The organism is Amycolatopsis sp. H20-H5 (assembly GCF_035828755.1).
In the GTDB taxonomy this organism is placed as follows: domain Bacteria; phylum Actinomycetota; class Actinomycetes; order Mycobacteriales; family Pseudonocardiaceae; genus Amycolatopsis.
Window position 1 is genome coordinate 1 of sequence record NZ_JAYMZS010000172.1, and the last position, 14423, is coordinate 14423.

Annotated in this window: 12 protein-coding genes; 8 read left to right on the forward strand and 4 right to left on the reverse strand. The window is 71.4% G+C overall.

Translation table 11 applies throughout. The annotated features are described in order from the left end of the window. Together cobT and QMK34_RS44005 are read left to right on the forward strand one after the other, a co-directional pair. The coding region (gene cobT, locus QMK34_RS44000; RefSeq protein WP_326420784.1) for a nicotinate-nucleotide--dimethylbenzimidazole phosphoribosyltransferase at positions 1 to 981 on the forward strand (981 nt) is incomplete at its 5' end. Positions 982 to 1071: 90 nt separating this feature from the next. Continuing rightward, positions 1072 to 1830, forward strand: coding sequence for an adenosylcobinamide-GDP ribazoletransferase (locus QMK34_RS44005; protein WP_326420795.1), 759 nt, complete (start codon positions 1072 to 1074; stop codon positions 1828 to 1830). A 36-nt stretch (positions 1831 to 1866) separates the two neighbouring features. On the opposite strand, the gene cobC is transcribed toward QMK34_RS44005, so the two are convergent. The 4 genes from cobC to QMK34_RS44025 are packed head-to-tail and all read right to left on the reverse strand — an operon-like array spanning position 1867 to position 6856. Further along, on the reverse strand, positions 1867 to 2886 hold the full coding sequence (gene cobC / locus QMK34_RS44010; RefSeq protein ID WP_326420785.1) for an Rv2231c family pyridoxal phosphate-dependent protein CobC: 1020 nt from the start codon (positions 2884 to 2886) through the stop codon (positions 1867 to 1869). Further along, positions 2879 to 4249, reverse strand: a complete 1371-nt coding sequence (locus QMK34_RS44015) for a cobyrinate a,c-diamide synthase (protein ID WP_326420786.1) — start codon at positions 4247 to 4249, stop codon at positions 2879 to 2881. The genes cobC and QMK34_RS44015 overlap by 8 nt, the downstream gene beginning before the upstream one ends. Before the next feature lie 4 nt (positions 4250 to 4253). Further along, positions 4254 to 4868, reverse strand: coding sequence for a cob(I)yrinic acid a,c-diamide adenosyltransferase (gene cobO, locus QMK34_RS44020; protein WP_326420787.1), 615 nt, complete (start codon positions 4866 to 4868; stop codon positions 4254 to 4256). Beyond that, complete coding sequence (locus QMK34_RS44025; RefSeq protein ID WP_326420788.1) at positions 4868 to 6856, reverse strand: putative cobaltochelatase; 1989 nt, start codon at positions 6854 to 6856, stop codon at positions 4868 to 4870. The genes cobO and QMK34_RS44025 overlap by 1 nt, the downstream gene beginning before the upstream one ends. Positions 6857 to 6936: 80 nt before the next feature. Here QMK34_RS44025 and cbiE point away from each other — a divergent pair, with 80 nt between their 5' ends. The 6 genes from cbiE to QMK34_RS44055 all read left to right on the forward strand — a co-directional run bounded on the left by cbiE (position 6937) and on the right by QMK34_RS44055 (position 14420). Beyond that, the gene (gene cbiE / locus QMK34_RS44030) at positions 6937 to 8094 is read left to right on the forward strand and encodes a precorrin-6y C5,15-methyltransferase (decarboxylating) subunit CbiE (RefSeq protein WP_326420789.1); all 1158 of its coding nucleotides are present in this window, start codon (positions 6937 to 6939) and stop codon (positions 8092 to 8094) included. Further along, on the forward strand, positions 8091 to 8852 hold the full coding sequence (cobM, locus tag QMK34_RS44035) for a precorrin-4 C(11)-methyltransferase (protein ID WP_326420790.1): 762 nt from the start codon (positions 8091 to 8093) through the stop codon (positions 8850 to 8852). The genes cbiE and cobM overlap by 4 nt, the downstream gene beginning before the upstream one ends. Continuing rightward, a complete protein-coding gene (locus tag QMK34_RS44040; RefSeq protein ID WP_326420791.1) occupies positions 8849 to 9859 on the forward strand; it encodes a Gfo/Idh/MocA family protein in 1011 nt (336 codons plus the stop codon). The genes cobM and QMK34_RS44040 overlap by 4 nt, the downstream gene beginning before the upstream one ends. A 68-nt stretch (positions 9860 to 9927) precedes the next feature. Further along, the gene (locus tag QMK34_RS44045) at positions 9928 to 10650 is read left to right on the forward strand and encodes a cobalt-precorrin-6A reductase (RefSeq protein WP_326420792.1); all 723 of its coding nucleotides are present in this window, start codon (positions 9928 to 9930) and stop codon (positions 10648 to 10650) included. Beyond that, complete coding sequence (bluB, locus tag QMK34_RS44050; RefSeq protein ID WP_326420793.1) at positions 10647 to 11288, forward strand: 5,6-dimethylbenzimidazole synthase; 642 nt, start codon at positions 10647 to 10649, stop codon at positions 11286 to 11288. The genes QMK34_RS44045 and bluB overlap by 4 nt, the downstream gene beginning before the upstream one ends. A gap of 33 nt (positions 11289 to 11321) precedes the next feature. Next, complete coding sequence (locus tag QMK34_RS44055; RefSeq protein ID WP_326420794.1) at positions 11322 to 14420, forward strand: arabinosyltransferase domain-containing protein; 3099 nt, start codon at positions 11322 to 11324, stop codon at positions 14418 to 14420. Positions 14421 to 14423 lie beyond the last annotated feature (3 nt).

A 14423-nucleotide genomic window follows, 5' to 3' on the forward strand; every position in this document is an offset into this window, starting at 1 on the left:
GCGGACGCCCGCGTACGCCTGGACGGGCTGGTCAAGCCGGTAGGCGCGCTCGGCAGGCTCGAGGATCTCGCGGCCTGGCTGAGCGCGGCACACGGCAGCGTCCCGCCACGGCCGTTGGACGACGTGCGAGTGGTGGTGTTCGCCGGTGACCACGGGGTCTCCGGGATGTCCGCCTACCCGCGTGAAGTGACCGCCGCGATGGTGCGGGTGTTCCTCGCCGGGAAGAGCGGGGTCAACGTCCTCGCCGGCCTGGTCGGCGCGCGGGTGCGGGTGGTGGACATCGCGGTCGACTGGGACGGCGCCGGGGTGCCGCCCGAAGTCCAGGCACACAAGATCCGGCGCGGTTCGGGCGCGATCGACGTCGAAAACGCCCTGGAGCCCGGCGAAGCGTCCCGGGCGTTCGACGCCGGCCGGGCGATCGCCGACGAGGAGATCGACGGCGGCGCGGACCTGCTGATTCCCGGCGACATGGGGATCGGTAACACGACGGTGTGCGCGGCGCTGGTAGCAGCGTTGCTCGGCCTGCCCGCGGAGGAGGTCGTCGGCACCGGTACCGGTATCGACGACGGAGGACGGGCCAGAAAAGTGGCGCTGGTTTCGGCGGCACTGGCGCGGGCCGGTTCCCCCGGCGAGCCGTTCGAGCTGCTGACCGCGCTGGGCAGCGCGTGTGCGGCCGCGACCGCCGGGTTCCTGGTCCAGGCCGCCGTGCGCGGGGTGCCCGTGTTGCTGGACGGCGTGTTTTCCGGCGCGGCGGGGCTGGTGGCGAGGGAGCTGGCGCCGGGCGCCGAACGGTGGTGGCTGGCCGGGCATCGTTCGACCGAGCCTTCCCAGGCCCACGCCCTCAAGGCGCTCGGTCTGGAGCCGATCCTGGACCTGGGGCTGAGGCTCGGCGAAGGCAGCGGAGCGGTCCAGGCGGTCCCCACGCTTCGAGCCGCGCGAGCGATTCTCGCCGACATGGGCCTGCTGGCGGACCTGGCTTGAGCGGCCCTGGTTGTCGTGCCGTTGCCGCGGCGGGCGCCGGCGTTCCTGGCCGGGTGGCAGCACCCGACGCTGCCCCAAGGCGACTCTGAGATGGGCACTTTGTCGGATTCCGCGCGACTCGCGGTCGGGACCCTGACCACGGTGCGGGTGCCCGCGCCGACCGTGATCAACCGCCGGGTGGCCGGTGCGGCGATGACCTTGGGCCCCCTTGCCGCGCTTCCGCTCGCGGTCGTCGCCGGGCTGGTCATCGCCGGTGGCCAGGCAGTGGGTCTGCCCGAGTTGGCGTCAGCCGGGCTGGCGCTCGGTGCGGTCGCGCTCGGCAGTCGTGGTCTGCACCTCGATGGGCTCGCCGACACCGCTGACGGTCTCGGAGCTTCCTACGACCGGGTGAAAGCCCTGGACGTCATGCGCCGGGGTGACTCCGGGCCAACCGGCGTAGCGACTCTGCTGTTCGTGCTGCTTGTGCAGTGCGGCGCGCTGGCGGGGGCCACCGCCGCCGGGCATGGGATCGCGGCCGTGGTCGTGGCTGTCGTTGCCGGACGGTGCGTGCTGTCGTTGTGCTGCGCACGAGGCGTGCCCTCGGCAAGGCCGGACGGTTTGGGCGCGACGGTCGCCGGGTCGGTTCCGGCCGTCACGGCGGTGGCGGTGTTCGTCCTCGCGGCCGGTTTGGCCGCCCTGTCGCCCGGTCTGCCGTGGTGGCGCGGCGCCCTGGCCGTCGTTCTCGCGTACGGCGTGGCCGGGGTTCTGCTGATCCGCTGCGTACGACGGCTCGGTGGCATCACGGGAGATGTCCTGGGTGGGTGCGTCGAGGTAGCAGTCGCGACGGCCTTGGTCACGCTGGCGCCGTAGCCGTACCCACGGGCAATCTGGCGCGCCGGAATTCTCTCAGCGAACGCTGGACAGCGCGGCGAGGAAGGCGTCGACGACGTCGCGATCACGAACCGCGACTCGCAGGTAGTCGGCGTCGAGGCCAGGGAACGTGTCGCCCCGGCGGACGGCGTAGCCCGCGTCTCGTAACCGCAGCCGTACCTGATCAGCACCCGGCATACGGATGAGCACGAATGGGGCCCTCGGTTCGCCCATCACTTCGACACCCAGTGCCCCAAGCCCGGAAACCAGGTATTCGCGGTCATGTTCAGCCGCGACAGCGAGCTTTTCGGCCTCCTCGAGCGCGATCGGCCTGCTGCACACGACGACCGCCACGGCCGCCAGAGTGGAGACCGACCACGGCGGCTGGACAGCGCGGAGCCGCTTGATCATCGGCGGCTCGGCGAGCACATATCCGGCGCGCAGGCCTGCGATCCCCCAGGTCTTGGTCAAGCTCCGCACCACGACCAGTCCTGGAACGGGGAGCGCCGCGAGCGACTCCACCTCACCTGGCACGGCGTCGAGGAACGCCTCGTCCACGACCAGGAGGCGTCCCGGGCGCACCAACTCGCGCAGCGTCGACGCCGGGTGCAGCACGGACGTCGGGTTGGTCGGATTTCCGACGAACACGAGGTCAGCCGCTTCAGGAACCCGTTCGGGCCGGAGCACGAACCCCTCCTCCGGCGTCAGCAGCACCCGCTGGACCTCGTGCCCGCCGGCTCGCAGAGCGGCCTCCGGCTCCGTGAACTGCGGATGCACGACGACGGCGTTGCGCGGCCGCAACGCAGTCGCCAAAAGGGTGAAAGCCTCGGCCGCGCCCGCGGTGATCAGCACCTCTTCGACGGCTCGGCCGTGCCTGTGAGCCACCGCGCGCGTCGCGGCTGTCACGTCGGGGTACGCGGCGAGATCGTCGAGTGCACCGGCCAACTCGTGTCGGAGCCAGTCCGGGGGGACCGGCAGCCGGACGTTGACCGCGAGGTCGACCAGTCCGGCGCCGACCTCGCGGTCGCCATGGTGATGCAGGTCGTGGTCAGGCATCGGCGGTCGCCGAGGAGACCGGCGAATACGCGTGCACAGCGGCCGCGAACCGGCTCGCCAGCTCCGGATAGCCCGCCCAGTGGACGTGCAGATAGGACGCGTGCAGCGTCGGCGAGGCGAAGCCTTCGGGCTCGCGGTCCCAGCCCCAAGCCGCGGTTTCCCCTCGGCGCGGAGCGACTTCCGTGCGGTGGAATTCGTGCCCGGTGACCCGCTGCCCTGCTCGCGCGAGCACGTTGTCCTCGATCGAGACGGCGGTGCGATAGCCGAGTTTCCCGCGTTTGGTCATCGAAGCGACCGCGTCGAGCGCACCGACCATCGGGAGCCCGTCCAGCTCACGACAGAGGTACAACAGTCCCGCGCACTCGGCGCTCACCGGCATGCCCCGCTCGATCGCTCCGGCGACCTCGGCTCGCAGCGACTGGTTGGCGGACAGCTCCGCGGCGTGCACCTCGGGGAACCCGCCGCCGAAGTACAGACCGGCGGCCCCTGCGGGCAGGCGCTGTTCCCGCAGGGGGTCGACGTCCACCACGTCGACGCCGGCAGCGGCCAGGAGTTCGACGTCCTCCGTGTAGCGGAAGGTGAAAGCGGGCCCTGCGGCCGCCGCGACGATCGCCCGCGGTCCGCCCTCGAACGACACCTCGGTGGCCGGATCCCAAGGTGCACCGGACAGTTTCGACGCCCTGAGTGCGACCCGGACGACCGCGTCGAGGTCGACCCCGCCGGAGATCCACTCGGCCAGGCGCGGCAGCATCCGCTCGGAATCCGCCGCTCGTTCCGCGGCCGGGACGAGTCCCAGGTGGCGGCTCGGCGCGTGGATGTCCTCGTTGCGGCGCAGCGCGCCCAGCAGCGGGACGCCGGTGGCCTCCAGCGCGGTCACGATTTCGTCCTCGTGCCGTTGCGAGCCCAGTTTGTTGAGGATCACGCCGGCCAACCGGACACGCGGGTCGTAGTTCGCGAAACCGAGCACGACCGCGGCCACGCTGCGGCTGGCCGCGCTGGCATCCACCACCAGGACCACCGGGGCGTCCAGGAGACGGGCGACGTGGGCCGTCGAGGCGTACCCCTCGGTGCCTAGGGCACCGTCGAACAGACCCATCACGCCTTCGATGACGGCGATGTCCGCGCCGGCGGAACCGTGCAGCAGCAGGGGAACGATCCGTTCCTCACCCTGGAGGAACGGATCGAGGTTGCGCGCGGGACGGCCGGTGGCGAGGGCGTGATAGCTCGGGTCGATGAAATCCGGCCCGACCTTGTGGCCGGACACGACGTGCCCCCGGGCCCGCAGCGCGGCCATCACACCGGCGGCGACGGTGGTCTTGCCGTGCCCGGAGCCGGGTGCCGCGATGACGACACGAGCTACCACGACGTCACCACTCGATGCCCCGCTGGCCTTTTTGCCCCGCGTCCATGGGGTGTTTGACCTTCGTCATTTCGGCGACCAGGTCCGCGACCTCGATCAGCTCGGGCGGCGCGTAGCGGCCGGTGATCACGACGTGCTGGTGTCCCGGGCGTGAAGCCAGTGTCTCGACGACGTCGCCGACCTCGAGCCAGCCCCATTTCACCAGGTAGCTGAACTCGTCGAGGACGTAGAAGTCGTGGGTTTCGGCGGCGAGCCGTCGCTTGATCTCGGCCCAGCCTTCCTGGGCGTTGGCCGCGTGGTCCTCGGCGCTGCCGGCCTTGCGCGTCCAGCTCCAGCCCTCGCCCATCTTGTGCCACTCGACCGGCCCACCTTCGCCGGTTTCGTCGTGCAGCTTGCCGAGTGCGCGGAAGGCGGCTTCCTCGCCGACCTTCCACTTCGCCGACTTCACGAACTGGAACACGCCGATCGACCAGCCCTGGTTCCACGCGCGCAATGCCATCCCGAACGCGGCGGTGGACTTGCCCTTCATGTCGCCGGTGTGCACGGCGAGCAGAGGACGGTTGCGGCGCTGCCTAGTGGTGAGGCCGTCCTTCGGGACGACGGCCGGTTTCCCCTGCGGCATCAGGCGGCCCTGCCGGACGTCCGGGAACGGACTGCGCCGGCCAGGGTTTCCGCTGCGACCTCGCCAAGCGGGACGTGCTCGGCGCCGAGCCGGACGGCGAGCTCCGCCGCGAGGCCGAGCCGCATCTTGCCGCTCTCGCAATCCATGACGACTCCCGCGATCCCGGCGTCGGCCAGCAGACCGGCGGCGGCGTGCGAGTGGGCGACCGCGTCGGCACCGCTGGTCGCTCGGCCGTCGGTGACGACAACGAGCAGTGGGCGGCGGCGTGGGTCCCGGATCGCCTCGATCTTCAGGACTCGCGAGGCCTCGAGCAGCCCTTCCGCAAGCGGGGTCCGGCCCCCGGTCGGCAGGGATTCCAGGCGCGACGCGGCGGCGTCGACGCTGATGGTCGGGGGCAGCGCCAGCTCGGCACCGGCACCTCGGAAGGTGATCAGGCCGACCTTGTCGCGTCGCTGGTAGGCGTCGAGCAGCAGCGAGAGCACGGCGGACTTGACCTCGCGCATACGCGCGCGGGCGCCCATCGACCCGGAGGCGTCCACACAGAACAGGATGAGATTGCCTTCGCGGCCTTCGCGGAGCCCGAAACGGAGATCTTGGGGCCGGAACTCGAGCCCCGCGCCCGAACGGCCGCGAGCCCGCTGGTGAGGGGCCGCCGCGCGCAGGGTCGCGACCAGGTGGGGCCCGCCTTCCCGCACGCTGGACGGCTGGACACCGATGGTGCGCCCGGTGTCGGTGATCGCCCGTGAACGCCGTCCATGCGCTCCTTCGCCGGTGCCCTTGACCGTGAACAGTCTTGCCCGATAAGGCTTTCCGGCCCCGACGGTCTGGTTCCCGGAGCCGTTCTGGGCATTCTGGGGACTGCTCTCGTCGCTGTGACGGTTTTCCTCGCCCTTGCTGCCGCCGGGCTGACCGTCCGCGGACGGCGGTTCCGAACCGGAGCCCGGCCCGTTGTCGTCCGGGCCTTCCGGGCCGGGGTCCTCGGGCTGGGCGTCCTTCAACGCCTGCTCCAGCTGCTCCTCGGAGATTCCCGGGGCGTCGAACGGGTTACGGCGGCGCCGGTGCGGCAGCGCGAGGCGGGCGGCGACACGGATGTCGTCGGTGGTCACCTCGTCGCGGCCGGACCACGCGGCGTGCGCGACGGCCGCGCGGGCCGTGACGATGTCCGCACGCATACCGTCGACCTCGAACGACGCGCAGATCTCGGCGATCTGGAGCAGGGCCTCGTCGGAAAGGGTGACGGACGGCAGAAGCCGCTGCGCCGCCTGGATCTCCACGGCCAGCTCAGCGTCTTCGGCGGCGTACTCCGCGGCGAAGGCCTCGGGATCCGCCTCGTAGGCGAGACGCCTGCGCACGACCTGGACGCGCTGCTCGGGTTCACGACTGGAGGCGACCTCGACGGTCAGCCCGAACCGGTCGAGCAGCTGCGGGCGCAGCTCGCCCTCTTCGGGGTTCATGGTCCCGATCAGCACGAACCGCGCGGCGTGCGAAATGGACACACCCTCGCGTTCCACGGTCGCGCGGCCCATCGCGGCCGCGTCGAGCAGGGTGTCCACCAAGTGGTCGTGCAGGAGGTTGACCTCGTCCACGTAGAGCAGTCCCCGGTGCGCGGCCGCCAGCAGCCCCGGCTGGTAGTCGGTGACGCCCTCGCCCAGTGCCCGCTCAAGATTCAGCGAACCGACGACGCGGTCCTCGGCGGCGCCGACCGGCAGCTCGACGAGCCGGGCGGGACGGCGGTGCGCCGCGTCCACCGAGTGCGGGCCGTCCGGGCAAGCCGGGTCCTGGTTCGCCGGGTCGCAGGAGAACCGGCAGCCGTCGGCCACGTCGACCTCGGGCAGCAGGCCGGCCAGCGCACGCACCATCGTCGACTTCGCGGTGCCTTTCTCCCCCCGGACCAGCACGCCGCCGACGGCGGGCGAAATCGAGGAGAGCACCAGCGCCAGGCGCAGATCCTGCATCCCGACAACGGCTGTGAACGGGTACGGCTTCAACAGTGCTCCTGTCCTAGACGGCTCCGGGCGACCTGCGGCCGATCATCGCACAGGAATCCGGTCGTCTACGGTCAGCGATCGTGCGCGAAAAATCACCCCTCACCGTGGTGGTGGGGATCGGAGCCGACGGCTGGCCGGGGCTGAGCGAACCCGCGCGGGCCGCCGTGCTCGCCGCCGACATCGTCTTCGGCGCGCGACGGCAACTTGACTACGTTCCCGGCACCGCCGAGAAGGTCGCGTGGCCAAGCCCTCTGCTGCCAGCCCTGGACGGGCTTCTGGCCGAACACGCCGGGCGCGCGATCTGTGTGCTCGCCAGCGGCGACCCGCTGCTCTCCGGTATCGGCACCACGCTGATCGAGCGTGGTCACGAGATCCGGGTACTGCCCGCGGTGTCCTCGGTGGCACTGGCCCGCGCGCGGCTGGGCTGGGCGGCCGAGGAGACCGAAGTCGTCACCGTCGTCGGCCGGGCGGTGCACCGGGTGACCCGCGCGCTGGCTCCCGGCCGGAAGGTGCTGGTACTCGGCTCGGACCCGGCCGAGCTCGGCAAGCTGCTCAAATCCCGCGGCTACGGGAACAGCAAGCTCACCGCGCTGAGCGAGCTCGGCGGCCCGGACGAGCGGATCGTCGACGGGTGGACACCTGGTGCCGGCGCGCTGACCGTGCTGGCCATCGACTGTGCCGGACCGGGGTTGTCGCTGCTCGGTGGGCTGCCGGACGACGCGTTCGAGCACGACGGCCAGCTGACCAAGCGTGACTTACGGGCTTCGGCGCTCGCCCGGCTGGCGCCCATCCCGGGCGAGCTGCTTTGGGACGTCGGGGCCGGGGCGGGCAGTGTCGGGATCGAATGGTCGCGCGCGCACCCGCTCAACCGCGCGGTGGCGATCGAACGTGACGAGGCACGAGCGGCGCGGATCGAGCGCAACGCCGAGACACTGGGGGTCCCTGAACTGCGGGTCGTCCTGGGTGGCGCCCCTGAGGCGCTCACCGGCCTCGCCACGCCCGACGCGGTGTTCGTCGGCGGCGGCGTGACCGTGCCCGGGGTGCTGGAAACCTGCCTGGCCACCGGCGCGCGAGTCGTCGCGCACGGCGTCACGCTGGAAGCGGAGCTCGTTTTAGCACACGCGTGCCAAAAAAACGGCGGCGAGTTGACGAGGATCTCCGTCGAGCAGGCCGCGCCGCTCGGCGGCTTCACCGGCTGGACCCCGGCCAGGACCGTCACCCAGTGGAGCAAGCCATGACCGTGCACTTCATCGGCGCCGGACCGGGCGCCGCCGATCTGATCACCGTCCGCGGGCGTGACCTGCTCACGCGGTGTGGGCTGTGTCTGTATCCCGGCAGCATGACGCCGACGGACCTGCTTGCGTACTGCCCGGAGGGTGCGGAGTGCGTCGACACCGCCAACCTGAACCTCGAGCAGATCGTCGGGCGGATGATCACCGCGCACCGGCAGGGCCACGACGTGGCCCGGCTCTGTTCCGGTGATCCGTCCCTCTACAGCGCTGTCGCCGAGCAGATGCGCAGGCTCGACGAAGCCGGAGTGCCCTACAAGATGACGCCGGGCGTGCCCGCTTTCGCCGCCGCGGCGGCCGTGCTCAACCGTGAGCTGACCGTGCCCGAGGTGGGACAGAGCCTGGTCATCACTCGTGCGCAGGCACGCTCGACCGCGATGCCCGAGGGCGAGACGCTGGCCGGCTTCGCCCGCACCGCCGCGACGCTGGCCCTGCATCTGGCGATCAACCGGATCGAGCAGGTCGTCGAGGAACTGCTGCCGCACTACGGCGAAGACTGCCCGGCAGCCGTCGTCGCCCTGGCCAGCCAGCCGGGCGAACTGGTCGTCCGCGGCACGCTGGCCGACATCGCCGGGCAAGCCCGAACCGCGGGGATGACCCGCGCGGCGACGATCTTCGTCGGCCGCGTGCTGACCGCCGACCGTTTTCCGGACAGTTTCCTGTATTCGAGCACCCGTGACCGCACAAGCCAACCGGAGTCCTTGTGAACCTGCGCTGGGGCCTGCTGGCCGCCGGAACCATCGCCGCGGAGTTCGCCGCGGGCGTCGAAGAAAGCAAGCACGGCACGCTCGCGGCGGTGGCCGCGCGCTCGGCCGGCCGCGCGGCGGAGTTCGCCGCACGCTTCGACATTCCCCGCTGCTACGGCTCGTACGAGGATCTCCTCGCCGACCCCGGGGTCGACGCGGTGTACGTGTCGACCCCGCACCCGATGCACGCCGAGTGGGCGATCCGCGCCGCCGAAGCGGGCAAGCACGTGCTCTGCGAGAAACCGCTGACTGTGACCGCCGGCGAAGCCGAGAAGGTCATCGACGCGGCCAAGCGCAACGACGTCTTCCTGATGGAAGCGTTCATGTATCGGCTGCACCCGCAGACCCGGCGGCTCGCGGAACTGGTCTCGTGCGGCGCGATCGGCGAGATCCGCGCGGTCGACGTCACCTTCAGCTACGCGTCCGGTGACGCCGAGGTCGCCCGGCTGGCCGACCCGGCGCTCGGCGGCGGCGGGATCCTCGACGTCGGCTGCTACTGTACTTCGCTGGCCCGGCTGGTCTCGCAATGCGCGACCGGCCAGGACGTTGTCGAGCCCGAAGAGGTGACCGGGCTGGCCCGGCTCGATCCGGCGACCGGGGTCGACGAGTACGCGATGGGCCTGCTGCGGCTGCCGGGCGACATCATCGCGCAGCTGTCCTGCGGGTTCCGGCTGACGCAGGACGACCACATCCGGATCTACGGCACCGGCGGGCAGTTGTCCGTCCCCCGGCCCGCGTGGGTGCACGCGCTGCGCAAACCGGGGACCTCGCACATCGTGCTCACCCCGGAGGGCGGCGAACCGGAAGTGATCGAGGTCGAAGCCACCCAGGGTCTCTTCGCGCGCGAGGCCGACCACGTGGCCACTCACATAGCCGACCGGCAGGCCCCCGAGCTGACCTGGGCGGAGACGCTGGCCAACATGCGCACCCTGGACCGCTGGCGTGAAGCCGTGGGCTACGGCCGGTGAATCCCTCTGTCCCCGGAGACCACCTCGACGGTGCTCAAGTCCCTGAAGGTGGCCTTCAGGGACTTCCCGTGCTCGTGCTCGGGGGCACCGGCGAAGCCCGGGAACTCGCGGCGGAACTGGTCGGCCACGGGATACCCGTGGTCTCCTCGTTGGCAGGCCGGGTCGCCAGGCCGCGCTTGCCCGCGGGCGAGGTGCGCGTCGGAGGCTTCGGCGGCCCGGACGGGCTGGCCGCCTGGATCAGGGAACACCGCACCGCTGCCGTGGTCGACGCGACCCATCCGTTCGCCGAACGCATCGGCGCCTCGGCCGTCGAAGCCGCCGCGCGGACCGGGGTGCCACTGCTCCGGCTCGCACGCCCGGGCTGGACAGCAGGTCCCGGCGACGACTGGCATTGGCAGGACACCCTCGATCAGGCCGCGGCCGCGCTGCCGGGGCTGGGCGAGCGGATCTTTCTCACCAGCGGCAGGCAGGGGCTGGCCGCCTTCGCCGGGCTCGACGAGCTGTGGTTTCTCATCCGCTGTGTGGATCCGCCCGACCCACCGCTCCCCCGGCGGTACGAGGTGCTGCTGGACCGCGGGCCCTACGAGGTCGCGTCCGAGGTCGCGCTGCTGCGGGACAACAGGATCGACGTACTGGTCACCAAGGACAGCGGCGGCGAGATGACCGCCGCGAAGCTCACGGCGGCTCGTCAACTCGGCCTGCCGGTCGTGATCGTCCGGCGGCCGCGACGCCCTGTCACCGAAACCGTCGACCGAGTGGAGGACGCGCTCGCATGGATCCTGAACCGATGAGCGAGTTCTACGAAGTCCTGCACCGGCGGCGGGACGTGCGGGGCGAGTTCTCCGGAGCACCCGTCGACCCGGCGGCCCTGCGCCGGATCCTGGGCGCTGCGCACGCCGCACCCAGCGTCGGCCTGACCCAGCCCTGGGACTTCGTCCTGGTGAGCGACCTCGGTCTCCGCGAGACCTTCGCGAAGCACGTGCACACCGAGCGCGAGATTTTCGCCGCCTCGCTCGACGGCGATCGCGCGGACACCTTCGCGCGCATCAAGATCGAGGGCATCCTCGAGGCCAGTCTGGGTGTCGTGGTCACTTACGACCCCGCCCGCGGGGCGCCGGACGTTCTCGGCAGGCACGCCATCGCGGACGCGGGGCTGTATTCCGTCGTGCTGACGATCCAGAACCTGTGGCTCGCGGCGACCGCGGAGAATCTCGGCGTCGGCTGGGTCAGCTTCTACCGGGAGCCGTTCCTGGCCGAGCTCCTCGGCATCCCGGACGGCATCCGGCCGGTCGCTTGGCTGTGCCTCGGCCCGGTCACCGAACTGGCGGCCGTACCGGACCTCGAACGGCACGGGTGGCGGGAACGTCGCGCCCTCGACGGGGCAATACACCACGACCGGTTCACCCCGGGACAGCCAGGCCCTGCGTAAACCGCGTGGACACGACCCATTAGCGTTGCGCCGATGCGTCTGATCGCCGTCACGCTGGGGTTGCTCTCCGCCTTGTGCGCGTTGGCTTTCCCGTTCCTGCCCGTCGTGCAGGACACCGCGGAGATCGTGTGGCCGAACGGCACCGACACCCGCGCCGTCAGCGCGCCCTTGACTGGGTACTGGGCGCAGGACATGCGCGTGGACCTGCCCTGCGAAACCATCCGCTCGGTCGACGCCCGCACCACCGGGCCCGCCCTGCTCTACGCCACGGTTCCGGACGGCCGCACCGACACCCACGCGGACAACGGCGCCGGCCTGCAGCTGCGGATCGACAACGGCGTGCTGCTCGCGTCGAGTCAGGGCCAGCAGATCGCGAACCAGCCGCTGCCGGAGACCGGCTGCTCGGTGGTGCTCACCTCCGACGCCAAGCAGATGACGCTGACCGCCGCCGGCAGGCCGATCTTCCACACCGAGAGCGACGTCCGGCCCCGCATGGTCGGCATCTACTCCTCGGTCAGCTCGGCCAAGGACCCCGTCGCCGGTCTGCACGTCTCGGTGGTGACGGACACCCGCTACCAGACCTCGCCGACGGGCTGGAAGATCGGCGTCGGCATCCTCGCCGTCCTGTCGCTGATCGGCTGTCTCATCGCGGTGACGCGGCTGGACTCCGGTTTCGCGCGACGCGCGCCGCGCTGGGCGCCGGTCGGCTGGTGGCGGCTGACCGCCCGCGACGCGACGGTGTTCATCGCGCTCGGCGCGTGGGTGTTCATCGGGCCGGTCACCTCGGACGACGGCTACATCCTGACCATGGCGAGAGCCACCGAGGACACCGGGTTCCTGGCGAACTACCACCGCTGGTTCGGCGTCGCGGAAGCGCCGTTCGGCTGGTTCTACCACGTGTACGAACTGATGGCGCACGTCAGCACCGTGCCGCCGTGGATCCGGCTGCCGTCGTTCCTGCTGGGCGCGCTCAGCTGGCTGCTGATCAGCCGCGAGGTGATGCCACGGCTCGGCACCCAGGTCCGGCTCAGCCGCGCGGCCGGCTGGGCCGCCGCGGCGGTGTTCCTGGTCTGGTGGATGCCCTACAACAACGGTGTGCGGCCCGAGCCGGTCGCCGCCGTCGGCTCCCTGCTGGCGATCTGCGCGGTCGAGCGGGCGCTGGTCACACGGCGTCTGCTGCCACTGTGTCTCGGCCTGACGGCCGCGGCGTTCACCCTGGCCGCGACGCCGACCGGGCTGATCGCCGTCGCACCGTTCCTGGTCGCCGCGAGACCACTGTTCAAGCTGGTCCGCCAGCGCGCCGAGAAACACGGCTGGCTGCCGGTGCTGGCGCCGGTGCTCGCGGCCGGGCTGCTGGTGCTGATCGTGGTGTTCGCCGACCAGACCTTCGCGACCGTGCAGGAGGCCACCCGCATCCGGACGCAGGTCGGCCCGAACCTGTCCTGGTTCGAGGAGCTGTCGCGCTATCAGCTGCTGTTCGCGGACCTGCCGGACGGCTCGGCGCCCCGGCGGTTCCCGGTGCTGCTGGTGTTGCTGTGCACCGGCACCTGCCTGGTGGTGCTGCTGCGCCGCGGCCGGATCCCGGGCGCGGCGCTCGGCCCCAGCCGCAGGCTGATCGGCACGACAGCGTTGTTCTTCCTGCTTCTGGCTCTGACGCCGACGAAGTGGACACACCACTTCGGCGCGTTCGCCGCCGTCGGCGCTTCGATGGCCGCGCTCACCGCGCTCGCCACCAGTTCGACGGTGCTGAGATCACGCCGGAACCGGGCCGCGTTCCTGGCCGGGCTGCTGGTGGTCGCCGCGCTGGCCGCGACCGGGCCCAACTCGTACTGGTTCGTTTCCCAGCTCGGCGTGCAGTGGTCCAAGGAGGCCCCGTCGTTCGGCGGGATCGCGCTGTCCACGATCCTGCTCGTCGCGGCCGCGATCTCCGGGATCTACGCGTTCGTCGAAAACGTGCGCGCGCACCGGCCGGGTCTGCAGGCAGGCCCGCAGGAGGGACGCGGCCGCTCGCTGCGGCTGGGTTCGCTCTCGCTGGTGGTGGTCTGTGGTCTCGTCGCGGGCGGCGAGTTCCTCACCATGGCGGTGGCCATCCACAACCAGAGCGGCAGCTACAGCCTCGGCGCGGCCAACATCGGGCACCTGTTCGGCAAGAGCTGCAACCTCTCCGACCACGTGATGGTGGAGCGCGACGCGATCACCAGCATCCTGAAGCCGCAGGACGAGCAGCGGACGGTCGCCGAGACCAAAAAGCCGCCGGCCGAACAGTCACCGCTGCCGGACCCCGAGAAGGACAACGGCCGCGTCCAGACCGGCTTTCACGTCCGCCCGATGGACGACAAGGACCCGCTCGCCGAACCGCCACACGGGTTCACCACGGGCAAGGTGCCGATGTGGAGCAGCTACCACGACCCCGAAACGCGCGCCGGACGGCTTCGCAGCGACTGGTTCGCGCTGCCGGAGAAGCCCGCGGGCGGGCAGATCGTCATCGCGACGGCCGGGGCGCGGCGCAAGCCGACCTCGGTGAGCCTCGACTACGGCATGAAGACGCCGGACGGGGTGAAGGTGCTGCGCAGCCAGTTCATGCTGCCTCCCGGCGCGGGCACCGGCGGCTGGAACGACACCCGGATCAACCTGCGGGACCTGCCCCCGGAGACGACCGCGGTGCGGGTCAACGCCGTCGACAACGACCTCACCGAGGACGGCTGGATCGCCGCTTCCGCCCCGCGGGTGCCGACGTTCACCACCCTGACGGAGATGATCGGCTCCAAGCCCGTGTACATCGACTGGCCTGCCTCGTTCGTCTATCCGTGTGTGCAACCGGCGACCTCCCACGACGGGATCGCGCAGGTCCCGGACTACCGCATCACCGCGGGCGCCATCGCGGACGAGGCCAAATGGGCCTCCAGCGCGACCGGCGGCCCGATCGGCTGGCTCGAGGAGCTGGCTGACATGCCCGAGGTGCCGAGTTACCTGATCGGCCAGCCCAGCCAGTCGTGGGGGCAGCTGCTGCAGGTCGAGCCCTACACCGACGGCGTCGAGCCGACGGTGGTGCACGGGACGAAGACCGTGCCCGGCTGGTGGTCGCCTGGTCCGGGGCCGCGCCAGCCGAACGGCACCGACCCGACACGCTAGGCC